The 21,095-nt window shown below is 71.2% G+C and carries 20 protein-coding genes; 3 read left to right on the plus strand and 17 right to left on the minus strand.

The annotated features are described in order from the left end of the window. Positions 1–38: 38 nt before the first annotated feature. The 7 genes from truB to rimP all read right to left on the minus strand — a co-directional run bounded on the left by truB (position 39) and on the right by rimP (position 7,139). On the minus strand, positions 39–938 hold the full coding sequence (gene truB, locus ACZ6S6_RS27080) for a tRNA pseudouridine(55) synthase TruB (protein ID WP_469707172.1): 900 nt from the start codon (positions 936–938) through the stop codon (positions 39–41). Next, positions 935–1,387 carry a 30S ribosome-binding factor RbfA gene (rbfA, locus tag ACZ6S6_RS27085; RefSeq protein WP_362966495.1) on the minus strand — a complete coding sequence of 151 codons (453 nt, stop codon included), beginning with the start codon at positions 1,385–1,387 and terminating at the stop codon, positions 935–937. Before rbfA ends, truB begins: the two co-directional genes overlap by 4 nt. A 24-nt stretch (positions 1,388–1,411) precedes the next feature. Further along, a complete protein-coding gene (locus ACZ6S6_RS27090) occupies positions 1,412–1,708 on the minus strand; it encodes a DUF503 domain-containing protein (protein WP_362966493.1) in 297 nt (98 codons plus the stop codon). 137 nt (positions 1,709–1,845) lie between these two features. Continuing rightward, positions 1,846–4,998 carry a translation initiation factor IF-2 gene (infB, locus tag ACZ6S6_RS27095; protein ID WP_469707173.1) on the minus strand — a complete coding sequence of 1,051 codons (3,153 nt, stop codon included), beginning with the start codon at positions 4,996–4,998 and terminating at the stop codon, positions 1,846–1,848. A gap of 160 nt (positions 4,999–5,158) precedes the next feature. After that, the gene (locus tag ACZ6S6_RS27100) at positions 5,159–5,437 is read right to left on the minus strand and encodes a YlxR family protein (protein ID WP_362966489.1); all 279 of its coding nucleotides are present in this window, start codon (positions 5,435–5,437) and stop codon (positions 5,159–5,161) included. 161 nt (positions 5,438–5,598) lie between these two features. Further along, complete coding sequence (nusA, locus tag ACZ6S6_RS27105; RefSeq protein WP_123462619.1) at positions 5,599–6,639, minus strand: transcription termination factor NusA; 1,041 nt, start codon at positions 6,637–6,639, stop codon at positions 5,599–5,601. A 2-nt stretch (positions 6,640–6,641) separates the two neighbouring features. Continuing rightward, positions 6,642–7,139 carry a ribosome maturation factor RimP gene (rimP, locus tag ACZ6S6_RS27110; protein ID WP_362966487.1) on the minus strand — a complete coding sequence of 166 codons (498 nt, stop codon included), beginning with the start codon at positions 7,137–7,139 and terminating at the stop codon, positions 6,642–6,644. A gap of 177 nt (positions 7,140–7,316) precedes the next feature. On the opposite strand from rimP, the gene ACZ6S6_RS27115 reads away from it, so the two are divergent. From ACZ6S6_RS27115 to ACZ6S6_RS27125, 3 genes are read left to right on the plus strand one after another with little or no spacing between them, the layout of a single operon-like run. Beyond that, positions 7,317–7,859 carry a hypothetical protein gene (locus tag ACZ6S6_RS27115; RefSeq protein WP_469707174.1) on the plus strand — a complete coding sequence of 181 codons (543 nt, stop codon included), beginning with the start codon at positions 7,317–7,319 and terminating at the stop codon, positions 7,857–7,859. Next, complete coding sequence (locus ACZ6S6_RS27120; protein ID WP_362966483.1) at positions 7,856–8,395, plus strand: ferritin-like domain-containing protein; 540 nt, start codon at positions 7,856–7,858, stop codon at positions 8,393–8,395. The genes ACZ6S6_RS27115 and ACZ6S6_RS27120 overlap by 4 nt, the downstream gene beginning before the upstream one ends. A gap of 29 nt (positions 8,396–8,424) precedes the next feature. Further along, the gene (locus tag ACZ6S6_RS27125; RefSeq protein ID WP_469707175.1) at positions 8,425–9,357 is read left to right on the plus strand and encodes an aminoglycoside phosphotransferase family protein; all 933 of its coding nucleotides are present in this window, start codon (positions 8,425–8,427) and stop codon (positions 9,355–9,357) included. A gap of 79 nt (positions 9,358–9,436) precedes the next feature. On the opposite strand, the gene ACZ6S6_RS27130 is transcribed toward ACZ6S6_RS27125, so the two are convergent. The 10 genes from ACZ6S6_RS27130 to ACZ6S6_RS27175 all read right to left on the minus strand — a co-directional run bounded on the left by ACZ6S6_RS27130 (position 9,437) and on the right by ACZ6S6_RS27175 (position 21,089). After that, positions 9,437–11,137 carry a proline--tRNA ligase gene (locus ACZ6S6_RS27130; protein ID WP_469707176.1) on the minus strand — a complete coding sequence of 567 codons (1,701 nt, stop codon included), beginning with the start codon at positions 11,135–11,137 and terminating at the stop codon, positions 9,437–9,439. Positions 11,138–11,210: 73 nt separating this feature from the next. Continuing rightward, complete coding sequence (locus ACZ6S6_RS27135) at positions 11,211–11,786, minus strand: GNAT family N-acetyltransferase (RefSeq protein WP_362966477.1); 576 nt, start codon at positions 11,784–11,786, stop codon at positions 11,211–11,213. A gap of 74 nt (positions 11,787–11,860) precedes the next feature. After that, positions 11,861–12,703, minus strand: a complete 843-nt coding sequence (locus ACZ6S6_RS27140; RefSeq protein WP_469707297.1) for a GNAT family N-acetyltransferase — start codon at positions 12,701–12,703, stop codon at positions 11,861–11,863. 168 nt (positions 12,704–12,871) lie between these two features. Continuing rightward, on the minus strand, positions 12,872–14,026 hold the full coding sequence (ispG, locus tag ACZ6S6_RS27145) for a flavodoxin-dependent (E)-4-hydroxy-3-methylbut-2-enyl-diphosphate synthase (RefSeq protein WP_362966474.1): 1,155 nt from the start codon (positions 14,024–14,026) through the stop codon (positions 12,872–12,874). Between the two features lie 184 nt (positions 14,027–14,210). After that, complete coding sequence (locus ACZ6S6_RS27150; RefSeq protein WP_469707177.1) at positions 14,211–15,521, minus strand: M50 family metallopeptidase; 1,311 nt, start codon at positions 15,519–15,521, stop codon at positions 14,211–14,213. Next, on the minus strand, positions 15,518–16,771 hold the full coding sequence (dxr, locus tag ACZ6S6_RS27155) for a 1-deoxy-D-xylulose-5-phosphate reductoisomerase (RefSeq protein ID WP_362966470.1): 1,254 nt from the start codon (positions 16,769–16,771) through the stop codon (positions 15,518–15,520). The genes ACZ6S6_RS27150 and dxr overlap by 4 nt, the downstream gene beginning before the upstream one ends. 82 nt (positions 16,772–16,853) lie before the next feature. Continuing rightward, on the minus strand, positions 16,854–17,138 hold the full coding sequence (locus ACZ6S6_RS27160) for a hypothetical protein (protein WP_469707178.1): 285 nt from the start codon (positions 17,136–17,138) through the stop codon (positions 16,854–16,856). 103 nt (positions 17,139–17,241) lie between these two features. Then, positions 17,242–17,736, minus strand: coding sequence for a nucleotidyltransferase domain-containing protein (locus ACZ6S6_RS27165; protein WP_469707179.1), 495 nt, complete (start codon positions 17,734–17,736; stop codon positions 17,242–17,244). A gap of 10 nt (positions 17,737–17,746) precedes the next feature. After that, on the minus strand, positions 17,747–19,042 hold the full coding sequence (gene aroA, locus ACZ6S6_RS27170) for a 3-phosphoshikimate 1-carboxyvinyltransferase (protein WP_469707180.1): 1,296 nt from the start codon (positions 19,040–19,042) through the stop codon (positions 17,747–17,749). Positions 19,043–19,127: 85 nt separating this feature from the next. Further along, a complete protein-coding gene (locus tag ACZ6S6_RS27175) occupies positions 19,128–21,089 on the minus strand; it encodes an acyl-CoA dehydrogenase family protein (protein ID WP_469707181.1) in 1,962 nt (653 codons plus the stop codon). Positions 21,090–21,095 lie beyond the last annotated feature (6 nt).

Genomic DNA, 21,095 nt, shown 5'->3' on the forward strand with positions numbered 1-21,095 from the left:
CGGCCCGCTCCACGGTGCGATGCGGGCGTCCGAGGCGCTCAGCCGAAGACGGCGAGGCTCTTGGCCTTGCCCTTCTGCTCCTCGACGAGGACCAGGAACCGCTCGTCGGGTCCGAAGACCGCGACCGGCCCCGGCGGGTACGCGGGCATGTCCAGCCGCATCCCGTTGAGCAGCAGCCTGGCCCGCCTCTCGTCGACGTCCCAGCGCGGGAAGGCCGAGGCGGCGGCCTCGGCCACCGGCATCACGACCAGCTCTTCCTGGTGCTGGTCCAGGGTCCTGGCCCCGTCGAGGCCGTACGGGCCGACGCGGGTGCGCCGCAGCGCGGTGAGGTGCCCGCCCACGCCGAGTCCGGCGCCGAGGTCGCGGGCGATGGCCCGGATGTACGTACCGGAGGAGCAGACCACCGAGACGACCAGGTCGACCACCGGGGTGCCGTCCTCGGCGACGGCCTCGCGGACGTCGTAGACGTTGAAGGACGAGATGGTCACCGGCCGGGCCGGGATCTCGAACTCCTCGCCGCCGCGCACCCGCGCGTAGGACCGCTTGCCGTCGATCTTGATGGCGCTGACCTTGGACGGCACCTGCATGATGGCGCCGGTCAGTTCGGCGACCCCCGCGTCGATGCCCGCGCGTGACACTCCGGAGGCGTCGGTGGACGAGGTGATCTCGCCCTCGGCGTCGTCCGTGACGGTGTCCTGGCCGAGCCGGATCGTGCCGAGGTACTCCTTCTCGGTCAGCGCGAGATGGCCCAGGAGTTTGGTGGCCCGCTCCACGCCGAGCACGAGAACGCCCGTCGCCATCGGGTCCAGCGTGCCGGCATGACCGACGCGGCGGGTCCGGGCGATGCCGCGCATCTTGGCGACGACGTCGTGCGAAGTGAAGCCGGACGGCTTGTCGACAATGACAAGGCCGTCCGGCGTCTTGTTCTGCGCTGTCATTCGGAGGCGGTGTCCTCGTCGGTCTCGTCCTCCGGCTTGCGGTACGGGTCGGCGTCGCCGGCGTACGTGGCGCCCGAGGACGCCTCGCGCACCTTGGCGTCCGAGGCCCGTGCCCGGTCGAGGAGGGTCTCGATCGCCTTGGCGTTCTCGGGCAGCGCGTCCGCCATGAAGGCGAGCGTGGGGGTGAACTTCGTCCCCGCCGCCGCACCGACCGCCGAGCGCAGGATGCCCTTGGCGCTCTCCAGTCCGGCTGCCGCGCTCGCCCGGTCCTCGTCGTCGCCGTAGACCGTGTAGAAGACCGTGGCCTCCCGCAGGTCGCCGGTGACGCGGGTGTCCGTGATGGTCACGTGCGTACCCAGGCGCGGGTCCTTGATTCCGCGCTGCAGTTTCTCGGCGACCACCTCCTGGATGAGGTCCGCCAGCTTCTTAGCCCGCGCGTTGTCGGCCACTGGTCCGTCTCCTTCTCGCCTTGCTCAATCGTCTTCGTCGCTGTGCAGCCGCCGCCGTACGGACAGCAGCTCCACTTCCGGCCGGCCGGCGATCAGCCGCTCGCACCGGTCCAGCACGTCCGTGAGGTGCCCGGTGTCCCCGGAGACCACGGCGAGGCCGATCTCGGCCCTGCGATGGAGGTCCTGGCCGCCCGTCTCCGCCACGCTCACCCCGTACTTGCGCTGGAGCTCGGCGACGATCGGACGGACCACGGAACGCTTCTCCTTCAGCGACCGTACGTCGCCGAGAAGCAGATCGAAGGACAGTGTCCCCACATACATGTATGTCCGGATGTCCCGCCGGTTCGGGTTCGTGCCCTGCCAATGATTGGCAGGGACACAAGAACCGTACACGGAACGGCCGGGGCCGATCGACGGAAATACGACCCGTCGACCGGCCCCGACTGTTGAGGTACGGGTCAGCCTCGCGGCTTCTCGCGCATCTCGTACGTCGCGATGACGTCGTCGATCTTGATGTCGTTGAAGTTTCCGAGGTTGATACCGCCCTCGAAGCCTTCGCGGATCTCGGTGACGTCGTCCTTGAAGCGGCGCAGCCCGGAGATGTTGAGGTTCTCCGCGATGACCTTGCCGTCGCGGAGCAGGCGCGCCTTGGTGTTGCGCTTGACCTCGCCGGACCTGACCAGCACACCGGCGATGTTGCCCAGCTTGGACGAGCGGAAGATCTCGCGGATCTCCGCCGTACCGAGCTCGACCTCTTCGTACTCCGGCTTGAGCATGCCCTTGAGGGCCGCTTCGATCTCTTCGATCGCCTGGTAGATGACCGAGTAGTACCGGACGTCCACACCTTCGCGGTCGGCCATCTGCGCGGCACGCCCTGCGGCGCGCACGTTGAAGCCGATCACGATGGCGTCGGAGCCGGTCGCCAGGTTGATGTCCGACTCGGTGACCGCACCCACACCGCGGTGCAGGACCCGGATGTCGACCTCTTCACCGACGTCGAGCTGGAGCAGCGAGGACTCGAGAGCCTCCACCGAACCGGACGCGTCGCCCTTGATGATGAGGTTGAGCTCCTGGACCAGACCGGCCTTGAGCGCCTCGTCCAGGTTCTCCAGGGAGAACCGGACACCCTTGCGGGCGAAGTTGGCGTTGCGCTCACGAGCGGCACGCTTCTCGGCGATCTGACGGGCCGTACGGTCCTCGTCGACCACCAGGAAGTTGTCGCCGGCACCCGGGACGTTGGTGAGACCCAGCACGAGGACGGGGGTCGAGGGACCCGCTTCCTCGACGTTCTCGCCCTTGTCGTCGAGCATCGCGCGGACTCGGCCGTACGCGTCGCCGACAACCACCGTGTCGCCGATGCGCAGCGTGCCGCGCTGGACGAGGACGGTCGAGACGGCACCGCGGCCGCGGTCGAGGTGGGACTCGATCGCAATACCCTGAGCGTCCTGCTCCGGGTTGGCCCGCAGGTCGAGCGAGGCGTCGGCGGTGAGGACGACGGCCTCCAGAAGAGCCTCGATGTTGAGGCCCTGCTTGGCGGAGATGTCGACGAACATCGTGTCGCCGCCGTACTCCTCGGCCACCAGCCCGAACTCGGTGAGCTGGCCGCGCACCTTGACCGGGTCCGCGCCCTCGACGTCGATCTTGTTGACCGCGACCACGATCGGCACGTCGGCCGCCTTGGCGTGGTTCAACGCTTCGATCGTCTGGGGCATCACACCGTCGTTCGCCGCCACCACGAGGATCGCGATGTCGGTGGACTTCGCACCACGTGCACGCATGGCGGTGAACGCCTCGTGACCCGGGGTGTCGATGAAGGTGATCCTGCGGTCCTCGCCATTGACCTCGGCGCCGACCTGGTACGCACCGATGTGCTGCGTGATACCGCCGGCCTCGCCCGCGACGACGTTCGTCTTGCGGATCGCGTCCAGCAGCCGGGTCTTACCGTGGTCGACGTGACCCATGACGGTCACGACCGGCGGACGGGAGACCAGGGCCTCTTCGCCGCCCTCGTCCTCGCCGAACTCGATGTCGAAGGACTCGAGCAGCTCGCGGTCCTCCTCCTCGGGGCTGACGATCTCCAGGACGAAGTTCATCTCGTCCGCGAGCATCTTCAGCGTCTCGTCCGGGACGGACTGCGTGGCAGTGACCATCTCGCCGAGGTTCATCATCACGCCGACGAGCGACGCCGGGTTCGCGTTGATCTTCTCCGCGAAGTCCGTGAGCGAAGCACCGCGAGACAGCCGGACAGCCTGCCCGTTGCCGCGGGGCAGCATGACGCCGCCCACCGACGGGGCCTGCATCGACTCGTACTCCTGGCGCCTCTGCCGCTTCGACTTGCGGCCACGACGCGCGGGACCGCCGGGACGGCCGAAGGCACCCTGTGTGCCACCACGGGCACCGGGGCCACCGGGACGTCCGCCGAAGCCGGGACGACCGCCGAAGCCGCCGCCACCCGGACGACCGGGAGCGCCACCGCCGCCACCGGGACGACCGGCGAAACCGCCGCCACCGCCACCGGGACCGGCCGGACGGCCTGCGAAGCCGCCGCCACCGGGACGGCCTGCGCCGCCACCGCCGCCGGGACGACCGCCGCCGCCGGCACCGGGACCACGGCCACCGCCGGGGCCACCACCGGGACGCGGGCCGGCAGCGGGACGCTGCGGCATCATGCCCGGGTTGGGACGGTTACCACCTGCGGCGCCGGGGGCGCCGCCGGGGCGAGGAGCCTGCGGGCGCGGCATGCCGCCCGGAGACGGACGTGCGCCGCCCTGACCCTGCGGGCGCGGGGCGCCGCCGGGGCCGCCCTGCGGACGCGGGGCGCCGGGGCGCTCCGAGCCGCCACCGGGACGCGGGGCGCCACCGGGACGGGGCGACTGCGGACGGGCCATGCCCGTCGAGCCGCCGGAGGTGAACGGGTTGTTGCCCGGACGGGGACCCGCCGGACGTGCGCCGGGACGCGGGGCGCCCTGGCCTGCGGGACGCGCCGGACGGTCGCCGCCACGGGCGCCGTCGCGCTCGCCGCCACGGCCGCCTTCACGCTGACCGCCCTCGCGGCCACCGTCACGCTGACCGCCGGCCGGAGCCGGACGGGCAGGGTTACTGGCGGGACGCGGTCCCGGGGTGGCACCCGCGGGACGCGGGGCCTGCTGCTGCGGTGCGGCCGGCTGTGCCGGGGCCGGAGCCGAGAACTCGGCTGCGGGCACCGGGGTCACCGGGGCGGGCTTCACGGGTGCGGGCTTGGGGCCCGGACGCGGGCCCGCCGACGGCGCGGAGGCCGCAGCGGGGGCGCTGCTCTCCGGAGCCTCGGCAGCGGCCGGCTTGGCAGCCGGTACGCCGGGCTTCGGGGCAGCGGGACGTGCCGCAGCGGCCGGGGAGGGCGCTGCGGGCTTCACGGGGGCGGCCTTGCGGGGCGCGCCAGGCTTTGCAGCGGACTTGCCGGCGGCGTTGCCACCGGGACCCTGCAGTGCGTCAGTCAACTTGCGTACAACCGGCGCCTCGATCGTCGAGGACGCCGAACGTACGAATTCACCGAGTTCTTGGAGCTTGGCCATGACGACCTTGCTCTCAACCCCGAACTCCTTGGCGAGTTCGTATACCCGGACCTTAGCCACTTCGCTCCTTTTAGGTCCGGGTTACCGCCGGACCGTCGCTACTTCATGGGCGTACTCATCGCGTACTCATCGAGTGCTCATCGCAATCTCGACCTACTTCCAACTCGCGAGGTACCTGACCGCACGGGGACCCGTGCCGTTCAATTTCCTGTTCCTGTTCCTACGGTGTCACCCGTCCGACGAACCGCTGAACCGCAGCGGGGTCGAACGGCCCCTTGGCCTTGAAGGCCCGGGGGAATGCCCGGCGGCGAACCGCCAGGTCGAGACAGACAGATTCGGGGTGTACGTACGCACCCCGGCCGGGCAGCGTACCGCGAGGGTCGGGGACGCATGCGTCCCCATCCGCCACGATGCGCAGCAGCTCGCTCTTGGCCGCTCGCTCCCGGCATCCCACACAGGTTCGCTCAGGGCAAGCGCGGGCGTGCGTCCGGCCAGACACGTTTAAGTCTACCTCCCCGTATCGACCTCACCTGTTTGGGGCAACGATCGAACGGATGTTGTCGTGATCTCAGCGGCATACCGACGAGATCTATTCCTTGTGGGCCCGGTCCGGGCCGGGCCGCGGCGCGCTGTCGGATCCGCGCCCGGCCCGTCTCCGGATCAGCTCCGCTCGGCACGCTCCCGGGCCCGCTCGGCCCGCTCGCGGTCGGCCACATCGCGCTCGGCGTCGGTCTCGGTGTCCGGGCGGATGTCGATGCGCCAGCCCGTCAGACGGGCGGCGAGACGGGCGTTCTGCCCCTCCTTGCCGATCGCCAGCGACAGCTGGTAGTCCGGCACGGTGACCCGGGCGGAGCGCGCGCCGAGGTCCACGACCTCGACCTCGCTGACCCGGGCGGGCGACAGCGCGTTGGCGACCATCTCGGCCGGGTCGTCCGACCAGTCCACGATGTCGATCTTCTCACCGAGCAGCTCGGCCATGACATTGCGCACACGGCCGCCCATCGGGCCGATGCAGGCGCCCTTGGCGTTGAGACCGGAGCGGGTGGAGCGGACCGCGATCTTGGTGCGGTGGCCGGCCTCGCGGGCGATCGCGCAGATCTCGACGGAACCGTCGGCGATCTCCGGGACCTCCAGCGCGAAGAGCTTCTTCACCAGGTTGGGGTGGGTCCGCGACAGCGTCACCGACGGACCGCGCACGCCCTTGGCCACCCGTACGACGTAGGTACGCAGCCGCAGGCCGTGGGTGTACTCCTCGCCGGGCACCTGCTCCTGCACCGGCAGGATGGCCTCCAGCTTGCCGATGTCGACCAGGACGTTCTTGGGGTCCTTGCCCTGCTGGACGACGCCGGTGACGACATCGCCCTCGTGGCCCGCGTACTCGCCGAACGTCCGGTCGTCCTCGGCGTCGCGCAGCCGCTGGAGGATGACCTGCTTGGCGGTGGTCGCGGCGATCCGGCCGAAGCCCGACGGGGTGTCGTCGAACTCCTTGGGCTCCTGGCCCTCCTCCAGATCGGCCGGGTCCTCCTTGGCCCACACCGTCACGTGGCCACGCTCGTCCAGCTCCACGCGCGCCCGGCGGTGGCTGCCGTCCGTGCGGTGGTACGCGATGAGGAGGGCCGACTCGATCGCCTCGACGAGCACGTCGAACGGAATCTCCTTGTCCTGCGCCAAGCCCTTCAGAAGCTTCACATCGATGTCCACGGCTACGCCTCCTCTTCCTTCTTGTCCTTGCGGTTGAATTCCAGCTCCACGCGCGCCCTGTCGATCGCGTCGAAGGCGATCCGGCGGGACGTGGGCTTGCGGCCCTTGACGCCCGGCACCTCGAGATCGAGGCCCTCGTCGTCGACCGCGAGGATGCGGGCCACCAGCTCGCCGCCCTCGCGCAGCTGGAGCCTGGCCAGCCGGCCCGTGGCACGTACGTAGTGGCGGTGCTCCGTCAGCGGGCGGTCGGCACCGGGAGAGCTGACCTCCAGGACGTACTCGTCCTCGCCCATCACATCGGTCTCGTCGAGCTGCGCGGAGATCGCCCGGCTCAGTTCCGCGCAGGTGTCCAGCTCCACGCCCTCTTCGGAGTCCACGATGATCCGCAGCACCCGGCGGCGGCCGGCCCGGGACACTTCGATCTCTTCCAGATCCAGCTGCTCGGCGCTGACGAGCGGTTCTACCAGCCCGCGCAGCCTCTCGCTCTGGGTGGTGCTCATCCGGGTGACTCCTCGGCCGCGTGTGCTGTTGTGGGGATCGTCGCGTGTCTGGTCAAAGGGTATCCGGTCCCGAGGGGTGTTGCCGTCCGCCGGCCCCCCGAGCGCGGGTACGCTCGCCTGCGGTGATCACTTCCGGACACATCCGGTCAAGACAGGTCCAGGCCCGAAGGAGAACACGTGCGGCGCACGGGGACGACGCGCAGGGGCGCGCTCACCGCGACGGGAGCGATCGCCATGGGGGCGATACTGGCCGGCTGCGGAAGCGACGGCGATGACGAGGGCGGCGGCCGGAAGGGTTCCGCGCACACCGACGCCCGGACCGCGTCCGACAGTTCGTCGGCGGTGCGGTCGGAGACCTCGCTGCGGAAGAAGGCCGTCGGCGTGACGGCGTCCCTCCTCGGGCAGTACGAGCACGTGCTCGCCACCCATCCGGCGACCGCGGCCGGGCTCACCCCGCTGCGCGACGCCGTCCGCGCCCACGCCAAGGCCCTCGCCCCGGCCGGGGCGGCCTCGCTCGAACTCGTCCGGACGCGGCCCGCCGGCGGCCCCCTGGAGGCCGTCAAGGCACTGGCCGCCGCCGAGCGCCGCGCCGCGGCCTCGCACACGGCGGCCCTGCTGGAGGCGCCCCCGGAGCTGGCCCGGCTGCTCGCCTCGGTCGCGGCGGCCGCTTCGGCGCACTCCTACCTGCTGACCGAACTGGCCAAGGAGACGAAGGCGTGAGCGACCAGGACGGGCGCGACGGGGCGCTGAAGGCCGCACAGGCGGCGCTGGCCGCCGAACACGCCGCGGTGTACGGGTACGGGGTGGCGGGCGGCCGGGTCGCCGCGGGCCGCCGGGCCGAGGCCACCGCCGCCCACCACGCCCACCGGGCCCGCCGCGACGCGCTGGTGCGGACGGTGCGCGGGCTTGGCGGTGAGCCGGTGGCGTCGGACCCCGCGTACGCTCTGCCGTTCGCGGTGCCAGGACCGGCCGCGGCGGTGCGGCTCGCCGCCGTGCTGGAGGACCGGGTCGCGGACGTCTACTCCGACCTCGTACGGGCCGCCGAGGGCCCGCTGCGGCGGGAGGCCGCGGACGCGTTGCGGGAGGCCGCGGTGCGCGCGGTGCGCTGGCGGGGCAGCGGCGTACCCTTTCCCGGGCTCGCCGAGCGGGCCGCCGACGGGTCCCGCAAGGACGGTACCGGTGAGAAGGACGAGACGACGGGTGCCGGCGCGAGGATCGGTTCCGATGCGAAGGGCCGGACCGGCACGACGCACTGAAGCAGGCTCTGAAAGGGAACACGGCACGTATGGGTTTTGAACCGCCGCAGCGTCTGGTGCGAGCGCTCGGCGAGTCGTACGGGGATACGGCCGCCGGCGAATGGCTCGCGGGGCTTCCCGCACTGACCGGGCGAGCGCTGGCCGGGGCCGGACAGGAACTGTCCGTGGACCGGGTCGCGGCTCCGGGCGGGCGCAGCAGCCTGGTCCTCCTGGTGCGAGGCGGTGACGGCGCCCCGGCGGCGCTGAAGATCTCTCCGTCCGGGGCCGCGCCCGAGCTCGAAAGGGCGGCGCTGGCGCACTGGAACGGCTGGGGCGCGGTGCGGCTGATCGAGCCGGGCGAGGATCTGCTCCCCGGGCACCCCGCCGCCGGCGCCCTGCTGCTGGAGCGGCTGCACCCCGAGGTGTCGCTGCGTTCGCTGCCGGAGGCGAAGGCCCTGCTGGAGGCGGCTGGCACGGTACGGCGGCTGTGGGTCGAGCCGCCGGCCGGTCACGCCTTCGAGACGGTCGCCGAACGGACCGCGCGTCGGACCGGTCCCATGCGGGCCGCCGCCGAGGCCGATCCGGACCTCGAACCCCTGGTCTCGGCGGCCCTGGCCGCGCGCGAGGAACTGGTCGCCCACTCCCCCGAAACCCTGCTGCTGCACGGCAACTTCCGGCAGAGCAAGGTGCTCGCGGGCGAGCGCGCGCCCTGGCTGACGGTCGGGCCCGAGCCGCTGGTCGGCGAGCGGGCCTACGATCTGGCGCGGCTGGTGCGGGACCGGGTCGAGGATCTGATCGCCTCGCCGGGTGGCGCGGTGACGGCCCGGCGCAGGGTCAAGAAGCTCGCGGACGCGCTGGATGTGGACCGTGAGCGGCTGCACGGCTGGACGCTGTTCCGTGCGGTGGAGTCCGGTACCCGGGCGCTGGCCGCCGGCCGCGGCCAGGAGGGCGAAGTGACGCTGGAGTTCGCGGGCTGGCTGTAGGGCCTGTATTGGGTTGTCCCGCAGGCAGGAGGGCGCCGCACGGATGTCCGTGCGGCGCCCTCCTGCGTGTGGTGAGTGCTCAGCCCTGCTCGGTGAGGCGGGCGATCGCCTCGTCGACGGTGAGCTCCTCGCGCTCGCCGGTGCGGCGGTCCTTCAGCTCCAGGACGCCTTCGGCGGAGCGGCGGCCGGCGACCAGGATCTGCGGGACGCCGATGAGCTCGGAGTCGGTGAACTTGACGCCGGGCGAGACACCCGGGCGGTCGTCGACCAGGACGCGCAGCCCGGCCGCGCCCAGCTTCGCGGAGACGTCGAGGGCCAGTTCGGTCTGGAGCGCCTTGCCTGCGGCGACCACGTGCACATCGGCCGGGGCGATCTCGCGGGGCCAGCACAGGCCCTTGTCGTCGGCGGTCTGCTCGGCGAGGGCGGCCACCGCGCGGGAGACGCCGATGCCGTACGAGCCCATCGTGACGCGGACGGGCTTGCCCTGCTGGCCGAGGACGTCGAGGGAGAAGATGTCGGCGTACTTGCGGCCGAGCTGGAAGATGTGGCCGATCTCGATGGCACGGTCCACCTGGAGGCCGGTGCCGCAGTTGGGGCAGGGGTCGCCCGCCTCGACGACGACGACGTCGAGGTGGTCGTCGACCTCGAAGTCACGGCCCGCGACGACGTTCTTCGCGTGCGTGCCCTCCTTGTTGGCGCCCGTGATCCAGGCGGTGCCGGACGCGATGCGCGGGTCGGCGATGTAGCGGACCTTCTCCAGGCCCTGCGGGCCGACGTAGCCGCGTACCAGGTCGGGGCGGCCCACGAAGTCCTCGGCGGTGACGAGCTCGACGACGGCGGGGGCGAGGTGCTCCCCGAGCTTGCCGAGGTCGACCTCGCGGTCACCGGGCACGCCCACGGCCACGATCTCGCCGTCGACCTTGACCAGGAGGTTCTTCAGGGTGGCGGAGGCCGGGACGCCGAGGTGGGCGGCGAGGGTCTCGATGGTCGGGGTGTCGGGGGTGTCCAGCTCCTCGACGGCACCGGTGCCCGAGGCGTCGGCCGGGGTGGACTTGTAGGTCACGGCCTCGGTGTTGGCCGCGTAGTCGCAGCCGGGGCAGTCGACGAAGGTGTCCTCGCCGGCCGGGGCGGGCGCGAGGAACTCCTCGGACGCCGAGCCGCCCATGGCGCCGGAGACGGCGGAGACGATGCGGTGGTCGAGGCCGAGCCGCTCGAAGATCCGGATGTAGGCGCCGCGGTGCAGTTGGTACGCCTCGGCGAGACCCTCGTCGGTGGTGTCGAAGGAGTACGAGTCCTTCATCTGGAACTCGCGGCCGCGCAGCACTCCGGCGCGGGGGCGGGCCTCGTCGCGGTACTTGGTCTGGATCTGGTAGAGGATCACGGGCAGGTCCTTGTAGGACGAGCACATGTCCTTGACGACCTGGGTGAAGATCTCCTCGTGGGTGGGGCCCAGGAGGTAGTCGGCGCCCTTGCGGTCCTTGAGCCGGAACAGCAGGTCGCCGTACTCCTCGTACCGGCCGCTCGCCTCGTACGCCTCCTTGGGCAGCAGCGCGGGGAGCAGCACCTCCTGGCCGCCGATGGCGTCCATCTCCTCGCGGACGACGCGGCTGACGTTGTCCAGGACCTTCTTGCCGAGCGGCAGCCAGGACCAGATGCCGGCGGCGGTGCGACGTACGTATCCGGCCCGGACGAGCAGCTTGTGGTTGAGCGTCTCGGCGTCCGCCGGGTCGTCACGCAGTGTCTTGATCATCAATCGGGACATGCGCTGGACCTGGGCCATGGTGAACTCCTGCTCGGAAGGGTGATGTGCAGGAGGTTAGCCGGGCGGCGGGGGCGGGCGGAAATCGATTGGGTCACTCACGCGTCCGGCGGAGCAGCGGAAGCGGTGCTCCCATGACCGCGTACGGCTTGGGAGCGCTGGGGAAGAGCACCTGCCGGGCCAGGTCCTGATAGCCGAGGGAGCGGTACAGGCCGCGTGCCGGGCTCTCCGTGTCGATCGCGGAGAGGATGGAGCGTGGCTGGTCGACGGCGTCGGTGACAGTGGTGATCAGGGCGCGGCCGATCCCGCGGTTCTGGAACTCCGGGTGGACGTGCAGTTCGGTGATCACGAAGGAGTCGTCGAGCCAGCGCGTGGCGTCGGTGGCGCGCAGATAGGGCTCGACGACGGTGGACCACCAGTGACCCCGGTCGTTCGGCATTCCGTAGACGAAGCCGACGAGCCGGTCCTCCGGGGTCAGGGCGCCCAGCGCGCGGGCGCGGGGGTGGTCGAGGTGTCTGAGGACGATATGGCGGCGCACTTCGATCTCGCCGGGGCCGAGGCCGAACGCGACGGCCTGCACGGCGAGCGCCTCGTCCACGCGTGCGGCGAGATCGATCGGTCCGATCCGGACGCTGGGAGTGTGGGGGCCGCCCCCGGAAGCTGCTGCCATGGACAGACCCTACTGTCCGTGGCGGGGTACGGGGTACGGGTCGGCGCCGGGCGGGGGCGGCGCGAGCGGCCGGGTCAGAACAGGACGCTCATGAACGCGCCGACCTCGCGGAAGCCGATCCGGCTGTACGACCTGCGCGCGGGGGTGTTGTAGTCGTTGACGTACAGGCTGACGATCGGTGCGACCTCGGTCAGCGCGTGGCGCAGGACGGCCGCCATGCCGGTCTCGGAGTATCCGCGGCCGCGGAATTCCGGGGCGACCCAGACCCCCTGGATCTGGCAGGCCTGAGAGGTGGTGGCGCCGATCTCGGCCTTGAAGACGACCTTGCCGTCCTGGATCCGGGCGAAGGAGCGGCCGGCGGCGACGAGTTCGGCGACGCGGGCCTGGTAGAGGAGTCCGCCGTCGCCCGCGAGCGGGGAGATGCCGACCTCCTCGGTGAACATGGCCACGCAGGCCGGCATCAGGACGTCCATCTCGTCCCTGCGGACGCGGCGGACCTGCGGATCGGGCGCCACATCGGCGGCGGGGCTCTCGGCGACCATGAGCGGCTGGTTGGCCCGGACATCGCGGGCGGGGCCCCAGCCCGGTTCGAGCAGCCGCCACAGCTGTGCGGTCCGCTCGGCGGGGCCGACGATCGAGGAGCAGCGGCGGCCGGCCCTGCGGGCGCGGTCGGCGAAGGCCCTGACGGCTTCGGGGGTGGCGCAGATGGGGACGAGATTGGCCCCGGAGTAGCAGAGGGAGCGCAGCTGCCCGTCGGCGTACCAGCCCCACATCTCGCCGCCGAGGCGCCATGGGTCGAGGCCTGCGATCTGGACCCGGGAGGTCACGAAGGCGTTGGCTACGGGTTCGCTCTCCAGCACCGCGAGCGCGGCACCGAGGTCGCTGGGTTCGAGGACCCGGGTGGTGGTCTGCGTCAACACGAGGGGGCCTCACCATGCGGTCTGCTGATTTCCGCACTGTACCGAAAGAGGCCGGGGGCTGCCGCTCGTGGCCGTGAACAGCTTCTGCGCAAGACGGTGAGCCTGCTCACGGGCAACGCCCCGCGGGAGTTCTCCGGCGGGGCGCTGTCCTGGGATTCACGGGGTTCAGCTGATGGAGACCTCGGGCTCGCCGGAGGCGATGCCGTCCTTCTCCATCTGTTCGGCGATCTTCAGGGCTTCCTCGATGAGGGTCTCGACGATCTTCGACTCGGGCACCGTCTTGATGATCTCGCCCTTGACGAAGATCTGGCCCTTGCCGTTGCCGGACGCGACGCCGAGGTCGGCCTCGCGGGCCTCGCCGGGGCCGTTGACGACGCAGCCCATCACGGCGACGCGCAGCGGCACCTCCATGCCCTCCAGGCCGGCGGTGACCTGGTCCGCGAGCTTGTACACGTCCACCTGGGCGCGGCCGCACGAGGGGCAGGACACGATCTCCAGGCGGCGCTGCTTCAGGTTCAGCGACTCCAGGATCTGGAGCCCGACCTTGACCTCCTCGGCGGGCGGCGCGGACAGCGAGACGCGGATCGTGTCGCCGATGCCCTCGCTGAGCAGGGCGCCGAAGGCGACGGCCGACTTGATGGTCCCCTGGAACGCCGGTCCGGCCTCGGTCACGCCGAGGTGGAGCGGGTAGTCGCTCTGCGCGGCGAGCTGCCGGTAGGCGTTGACCATCACGACCGGGTCGTTGTGCTTGACCGAGATCTTGATGTCCCGGAAGCCGTGCTCCTCGAAGAGCGACGCCTCCCACAGGGCCGACTCCACCAGTGCCTCGGGGGTCGCCTTGCCGTACTTCTTCAGCAGTCGCGCGTCCAGCGAACCGGCGTTGACACCGATCCGGATCGGGGTCCCCGCGTCATTGGCGGCCCGCGCGATCTCCTTCACCTTGTCGTCGAACTGCTTGATGTTCCCGGGGTTCACCCGCACCGCCGCACAGCCCGCGTCGATCGCCGCGAAGACGTACTTCGGCTGGAAGTGAATATCCGCGATGACCGGGATCTGCGACTTCCGCGCGATCGTCGCGAGTGCGTCGGCGTCGTCCTGTGTCGGGCACGCCACCCGGACGATCTGGCACCCCGACGCCGTCAGCTCCGCGATCTGCTGCAGAGTCGCACCGATGTCGGACGTACGTGTCGTCGTCATCGACTGCACCGAAACCGGCGCGTCCCCGCCGACCGCCACCGACCCGACCTGGATCTTGCGGCTGACCCGCCGTACGGCGAGCTGGGTCGGAACGGTAGGCATTCCGAGAGAAATCGCAGTCATGCGCTGAGCATCCCCAAGGTGTGGATCAACGTCCCGAGATCGGCGGGCTCCGACCTTCGAGGTTACGGCACCGAGGACAACAAGAGGCACACGGCGTCCGGCTTCCGCACAAAATGTGGGCTACCGGACGCATCGTGCGCATCCGCGGTCTCTCGGGTTACATCAGGTGTGACCGGCTCACCGGTCAGGTGATCTTGACCGGATTGACGACGTCGGCCACCAGCACGAGCAGGGTGAAGCAGATGAAAGCTCCGGCGACCACATAGGCGACGGGCATCAGCTTGGCGACGTCGAAGGGGCCGGGGTCGGGGCGCTTGAAGACGCGCGCCGCGTTCCGCCGGATCGCCTCCCACAGCGCTCCCGCGATGTGACCGCCGTCGAGCGGCAGCAGCGGCAGCATGTTGAAGAGGAACAGCGAGAGGTTGAAGCCGGCCAGCAGGAACAGCATCATCGCGATCTGGTTCTGCGCCGGAACGTCCAGCGTCATCACCTCGCCGCCGATCCTGGCCGCACCGACGACACCCACCGGGGAGTCGGCCGCGCGCTCGCCGTCCGAGAAGGCCGCGTTCCAGAGGTCGGGGATCTTGGACGGCAGGGCGATGATCGAGTCGACGCCGTTCTCGAGCATGTCGCCCATGCGGACGACCGAGTCACCGAAGGAGAGCGGGATGATCTTCGTCTGCGCCGCGAATCCGAGGTAGCCGGCGGAGACGAACTTGCCGGGGACCACCTCGCCGTCGGAGTCCTTCTTCGCGACCGCGTTCTTCTTGAGCACGGCGTGCAGGGTCTGCTCCTGGCCGTCGCGCTGGACCGTGATGGTGGCGGGGCCGATGGTGTCGCGGATCCGGTCGGAGAGCGTGGACCACTCGTCGATCTTCTGGCCGTTGAAGGCGACGATCTTGTCGCCCTCCAGGAGTCCGGCCGCCTGGGCGGGCGAGACCGGGTCGGACGTCTTGCAGGTCTCCCGCTTCTCGCTCTGGGAGATCACGCACTTCTGGACGCCGGCGACCTCGGTCGTCTGGGTCTGGAACCCGAAGGTCATGGCCACGCCGAGGAAGATCGCGACGGCCAGGATCAGGTTCATGAACGGTCCGGCGAACATGACGATCATGCGCTTCCACGGCTTGCGCGTGTAGAAGAGGCGCTTCTCGTCGCCCGGTTCCAGCTCCTCGAAGGCGGCCGACCTGGCGTCCTCGATCATGCCGCGCCACGGGGAGGTGGAACGTGCCTCGATCCGGCCGTCGGGCCCCGGCGGGAACATCCCGATCATCCGGATGTAGCCGCCCGCCGGGATGGCCTTGAACCCGTACTCCGTGTCGCCCTTCTTGCGCGACCAGATCGTCGGGCCGAAGCCGACCATGTACTGGGGTACGCGGATGCCGAAGAGCTTCGCGGTCGAGAGGTGTCCCAGCTCGTGCCAGGCGATGGAGAAAAGCAGTCCGATGACGAAGACGGCGATACCCAGAACGGTCAACAGGACCGACGTCATACTCATGCGCGCGCCTCCGCTGCGGCCTTGGCCGAGAGTTCACGGGCCCGGGTCCGTGCCCAGGCCTCCGCTTCAAGGACGTCCGCGACGGTCAGTGAAGTTCCCGTCGGCGGCGTTCCGTGTTCGGCCACCACCGCCGTGACGGTGTCCATGATGGCGTTGAACGCCAGCCGTCCGGCGAGGAACGCCTCCACGCACTCCTCGTTGGCCGCGTTGAACACCGCCGGTGCGGTGCCGCCCAGCGTGCCCACGTGCCGGGCGAGTCCGACGGACGGGAACGCCTCGGTGTCCAGCGGGAAGAACTCCCAGGCCGAGGCCTTCGACCAGTCGAAGGCGGGGGCTGCGTCGGGGACGCGCTGCGGCCAGCCGAGGCCGATGGCGATCGGTCCGCTCATATCGGGCGGGGTGGCCTGGGCGAGGGTGGAGCCGTCGGTGAACTCCACCATGGAGTGGACGTACGACTGGGGGTGGACCACGACCTCGATGCGGTCGAAGGGGATGTCGTAGAGGAGGTGCGCCTCGATCACCTCGAGCCCCTTGTTGACCAGGGTCGCCGAGTTGATCGTGATGACCGGGCCCATGGCCCAGGTCGGGTGCGCGAGCGCCTGTTCCCTGGTGACGTCCGCGAGCTCGCTCCTGGTGCGTCCGCGGAACGGGCCGCCGGACGCGGTGACGACGAGCTTGCGCACGTCGGCGCGCTTGCCGGCCGCCAGTGCCTGGAAGAGGGCGGCGTGCTCGGAGTCGACCGGGATGATCTGGCCCGGCGCGGCCAGCGCCTTGACCAGCGGACCGCCGACGATCAGCGACTCCTTGTTGGCGAGTGCCAGGGTGCGGCCCGCCTTGAGCGCGGCCAGCGTGGGCGCGAGGCCGATCGAGCCGGTGATCCCGTTGAGCACGGTGTGGCAGTCGCCGGCGGCCAGTTCCGTGGCGGCGTCCGGCCCGGCGAGGATCTCGGGGAGCGGTTCCCCGGTTCCGTACTCCTGCCGCAGCGCCTCGCGCAGGGCGGGCACCGCTTCGGCAGCGGCGACCGCCACCGTGCGTACCCGCAGTCGGCGTGCCTGTTCGGCGAGGAGGGCGACCCGGCCGCCCGCCGCGCAGAGCGCGGTGACACGGAAGCGGTCGGGGTTACGCAGCACCAGGTCGATGGCCTGGGTGCCGATGGACCCGGTGGAGCCGAGGATGACGAGATCCCGGCGGCCTTCCACGGCGTCGAAGACGAGGTGCGGGTCTGCTAGGGGGGCAGGGCTGTCGCTCATGGCCCCCATTGTTGCCGCATCCGCCGTGTCCGTGGACAGGGCGCCCCCGGCACCGGCCCGTGACCGCTCGTTCATCGCGGCCTCAGCCCCTGGCCGCGCGGAACTTCGCCCACTGGGCGGCCATGATCTCGGACGGGACTCCGCCGATGTCCTCGGCGGAGGTGATCTCCGCGCGGAAGGCGAGGGTGGTGGAGCCGGAGCGGGCGACGGAGCGCTTGGCCGGGGCCTTGGCGCCCTTGTCCGCACCGGCGGAGCCGCCCTTGCCGTCGTCGTCGCTGCCGCAGGCGGATACGCCCAGGGCCGTCGCGGCCACGATCCCGGCGGCCACCCGGTGCCGCCGTCCCCGCGGATTCCTCGCCCCGTGCATACCTGTCCCCTGTTCGCTGGTTTCCTGGTGCCCGTCGCGCTCCCGGCCGACGCTCGATTGTGCTGCATCACGCCGGTCCGGGACACCGGCGGGCCGGTCGCCCTCAGAAATGCGTGGCGACGCCGAACTCCCCGCGGAGCAGGGCCATGTCGTGCAGGTCGGCCGGGCCGGGGTCGTAGCCCTGGTGGAACTCGACCTGCTGCCGCACCGAGATGCAGCGCACCGGCGTCCCGCCGATGGTGCCGGTGACGAAGCACTCCGTCGGGTAGCGGAACGGCTCCAGCGGGTCGAACGACGACTGGGTCGCCGACCCGTCGGGGGCGAACTCCAGTGGATGCAGGTCGATTTCGGACCCGGACGGATGGCTGAGGACGAACCGTACGGGCCGCCAGTCGACCGTCCGCGCGTAGCCGGCCGCCACCAGGGCGGCGACGAGGGCGGGTTCCTGTTCGCGGCGGTGCAGCAGGTCGAGGTCCTGGTGGGGGCGGGTCTCCTCGCCGAGCAGCGCGTCGATCCCCCAGCCACCGGCGATCACCACGTCCGTACCGGCCTCGCGCAGCAGGGAGAGCACGGAAAGGACATCGGAGGCGGACATCATGCCGCGGAGACTATCCCTGCCCCTCGGGCACCCGCCCAGGATTTCCCGGACCGGGCTCCGGCCGGGCCGGCAGCTGCGCGAACGCGGCGAAGGCCTCGTGGAACCGGGGGAAGGTCTTGCGTACGCAGCCGGGGTCGTCGTAGGTGAGGCCGGGGGTCCGCAGGCCTGCGACGGCGAACGACATGACGATGCGGTGGTCGCCGTGGGTGGTGATCTCCGCGGCCCGCGGGGTGCCCGGCTGGATCTCGATCCAGTCCGGGCCCGTCGCGACCGTGACGCCCATCCGCCGCAGGTTCCCGGCGCACGCCTCCAGCCGGTCGCACTCCTTCACGCGCGTGTTGCCGACGTCCTCGATGCGCACCGGCCCCGAGGCGTAGGGGGCGATCGCCGCCAGCGTCGGCATGGTGTCGGAGATGTCGCGCATGTTGACGGTGAGGCCGCGGAGCGTCCCGGTGGAGCGGACGGTGGTGGATTCGGCGGTCGTGCGCACCTCGGCGCCCATCCGGCGCAGTACGCCGACGAACCCCAGATCTCCCTGGAGGGCGTCCCTGCCGAGTCCGGGGACGGTGACCTCCCGGCCGGTGAGGGCCGCCGCCGCGAAGAAGTAGCTCGCGGTGGAGGCGTCCGGCTCGACGGCGTACGTGGTGGCCCGGTAGCCGCCGGGCGGCACCGTGAAGACGTTGTCGCCGGGGCCGCCTCGGGTGACCTCGACGCCGAAGCCACGCATCATCGCCAGGGTGATGTCGATGTAGGGCGCCGACACCAGTTCCGTGACGGTGATCCGGAGCCCCTGGGCCGTCAGCGGTCCGAGCATCAGGAGCGCGGTGAGGTACTGGCTGGACTGCCCGGCGTCCAGGGTGAGTTCGCCGCCCCTGATGCCCGCGGCGGTGATCCGCAGCGGGTGGTGGCCCTCGGCCGCCTCGTGGCGGAGGTCGACGCCGAGGGTCCGCAGCGCCTCGGTGAGCGGGGCGAGGGGGCGGCGGCGCATCTGCGCGGAGGCGTCGAAGCGGTAGGTGCCGTGCGCCCCGGCCGCGGCGAGCGTCGGCAGGAAGCGGGCCGTGGTCGCGCCGTCGCGGCAGTAGATGTCGGCTTCGGTGACGGCGGGCCCGGAGGGGCGGCCGGTGATCCGCCAGCGCTCCGCCTCCCGCACCACCTGGTAGCCGAGGCCGGTGAGCCCTTCGGCGAAGCCCTCGGTGTCGTCGGAGCTCAGCGGACGTACGAGCGTACTGGTGCCGTTCGCGGCGGCGGCCAGGAAGAGGGCGCGCGCGGTGACGGACTTGGAACCGGGGACGTGGATGACGGTCACGGGTCCCCATCCTGCCGTGCCACGCGCGCGGCGGCGGGGCGCGTCCAGCGAGTGGACGTGCCCCGCCCGGTCCGGCGTCGGGCGCTCAGCGGATGGGCCGGTGCACGTTGTCGCGGGTGGAGGGGCCGGGGGTGGCGTCGGCGATCCACGGGCCTTCGCCGCTCGGGTCGACGATGCCCTCCTCCAGCCAGGTGTACGTGCCCGACAGGACGCCGTCGACCACGCGCCGGTCCAGGTCGTCGGTGTTGGACCACAGCCGGGTGAAGAGTTCCTCGATCCGGACGCGGGACTGGTGACAGAAGGCGTCGGCCAGCTGGTACGCCTCGCGACCGTGGTCGTCGCCGGTGCGCAGGAGTTCGGCCCGGACGCAGGCCGCGCTCATCGCGAAGAGTTCCGCGCCGATGTCGACGATCCGGCCGAGGAAGCCCTGCTTGGTCTCCATCCGGCCCTGCCAGCGCGACATCGCGTAGAAGGTGGAGCGCGCCAGCTTGCGGGAGGAGCGCTCGACGTAGCGCAGATGGCCGGACAGATCGGCATGGCCCGCGGGGTGGAACTCCCCGTAGGTGCCCGGAAGCTGTCCGGGTCCGGCGACGAGCTTGGGCAGCCACCGGGCGTAGAAGCCGGCGGCGTTGGCGCCCGCCTTCGCCTTGGCGGAGAGCGGCTTGTCGGGGTCGATGATGTCCCCGGCGACCTTCAGGTGGGCGTCGACCGCCTCCCGGGCGATCAGCAGGTGCATGATCTCCGTCGAGCCCTCGAAGATCCGGTTGATGCGCATGTCCCGGAGCATCTGCTCGGCGGGGACGGCCCGTTCACCGCGGGCGGCGAGGGACTCCGCCGTCTCGAAGCCCCGGCCGCCGCGGATCTGGACGAGCTCGTCGGCCATCAGGCAGCCCATCTCGGAGCCCAGCAGCTTGGCGAGCGCGGCCTCGATCCGGATGTCGTTGCGGTTCTCGTCGGCCATCTGGGAGGCGAGGTCGACGACCGCTTCGAGGGCGAAGGTGGTCGCGGCGATGAAGGAGATCTTCGAGCCGACCGCCTCGTGCCGGGCGACCGGCCTGCCCCACTGCTCGCGGACCGCCGACCACTCGCGGGCGATCTTGAGACACCATTTCCCGGAGCCGACGCACATGGCGGGCAGCGAGAGCCGGCCGGTGTTGAGGGTGGTGAGCGCGATCTTGAGCCCGGCGCCTTCCGGTCCGATCCGGTTGGCCGCGGGGACGCGGACCTGGTGGAAGCGGGTGACGCCGTTCTCCAGGCCGCGCAGCCCCATGAAGGCGTTGCGGTGCTCCACGGTGATGCCGGGGGCGTCGGCCTCGACCACGAAGGCCGTGATGCCGCCCTTGTGGCCCTCCGACTTCGGGACCCGGGCCATGACGACGAGCAGATCGGCGACGACCCCGTTGGTCGTCCACAGCTTCACCCCGTCGAGCACGTAGTCGGAGCCGTCCGGGACGGCGGAGGTGGCCAGGCGTGCCGGGTCGGAGCCGACGTCCGGTTCGGTGAGGAGGAACGCCGAGATGTCGGTACGGGCGAGCCGGGGCAGGAAGGTGTCCTTCTGCTCCTGGCTGCCGAAGATCTTCAGCGGCTGGGGCACGCCGATGGACTGGTGGGCGGAGAGCAGGGCGCCGATCGCCGGGCTGGCGGAACCGACCAGGGCGAGGGCCTTGTTGTAGTACACCTGGGTCAGGCCCAGACCGCCGTACTTCACGTCGATCTTCATGCCCAGCGCGCCGAGTTCCTTGAGGCCGTTGACCACCTCGTCGGGGATCCTGGCCTCGCGCTCGATCAGGGCCCCGTCGATCGTGCTGTCGCAGAACTCGCGCAGCCGGGCGAGGAACTCCTCGCCGCGCCGGACGTCCTCGCCGGCCGGCAGCGGATGCGGATGGATCAGGTCCAGGCGGAAGCGGCCCAGGAAGAGTTCCTTGGCGAAACTGGGTTTGTGCCAGTCGCGCTCACGCGCGTCCTCGGCCACTTGGCGCGCTTCACGCTCGGAGACCTTGGGCGTGTGCTGGTGTGCGGACGGCCGTTGTGCGGATGGTGCGGACATGAGGAG

The organism is Streptomyces sp. NPDC048671, from assembly GCF_055587045.1.

Excerpts from the sequence above, each read along its gene's own strand:
- truB (WP_469707172.1), bottom strand. The coding sequence starts at position 938 with ATGACAGCGCAGAACAAGACGCCGGACGGCCTTGTCATTGTCGACAAG.
- ACZ6S6_RS27090 (WP_362966493.1), bottom strand. The coding sequence starts at position 1,708 with ATGTATGTGGGGACACTGTCCTTCGATCTGCTTCTCGGCGACGTACGG.
- rimP (WP_362966487.1), bottom strand. The coding sequence starts at position 7,139 with ATGAGCACCACCCAGAGCGAGAGGCTGCGCGGGCTGGTAGAACCGCTC.
- ACZ6S6_RS27125 (WP_469707175.1), top strand. The coding sequence starts at position 8,425 with ATGGGTTTTGAACCGCCGCAGCGTCTGGTGCGAGCGCTCGGCGAGTCG.
- ACZ6S6_RS27130 (WP_469707176.1), bottom strand. The coding sequence starts at position 11,137 with ATGGCCCAGGTCCAGCGCATGTCCCGATTGATGATCAAGACACTGCGT.
- ACZ6S6_RS27135 (WP_362966477.1), bottom strand. The coding sequence starts at position 11,786 with ATGGCAGCAGCTTCCGGGGGCGGCCCCCACACTCCCAGCGTCCGGATC.
- ispG (WP_362966474.1), bottom strand. The coding sequence starts at position 14,026 with ATGACTGCGATTTCTCTCGGAATGCCTACCGTTCCGACCCAGCTCGCC.
- ACZ6S6_RS27150 (WP_469707177.1), bottom strand. The coding sequence starts at position 15,521 with ATGAGTATGACGTCGGTCCTGTTGACCGTTCTGGGTATCGCCGTCTTC.
- dxr (WP_362966470.1), bottom strand. The coding sequence starts at position 16,771 with ATGAGCGACAGCCCTGCCCCCCTAGCAGACCCGCACCTCGTCTTCGAC.
- ACZ6S6_RS27160 (WP_469707178.1), bottom strand. The coding sequence starts at position 17,138 with ATGCACGGGGCGAGGAATCCGCGGGGACGGCGGCACCGGGTGGCCGCC.
- ACZ6S6_RS27165 (WP_469707179.1), bottom strand. The coding sequence starts at position 17,736 with ATGATGTCCGCCTCCGATGTCCTTTCCGTGCTCTCCCTGCTGCGCGAG.
- ACZ6S6_RS27175 (WP_469707181.1), bottom strand. The coding sequence starts at position 21,089 with ATGTCCGCACCATCCGCACAACGGCCGTCCGCACACCAGCACACGCCC.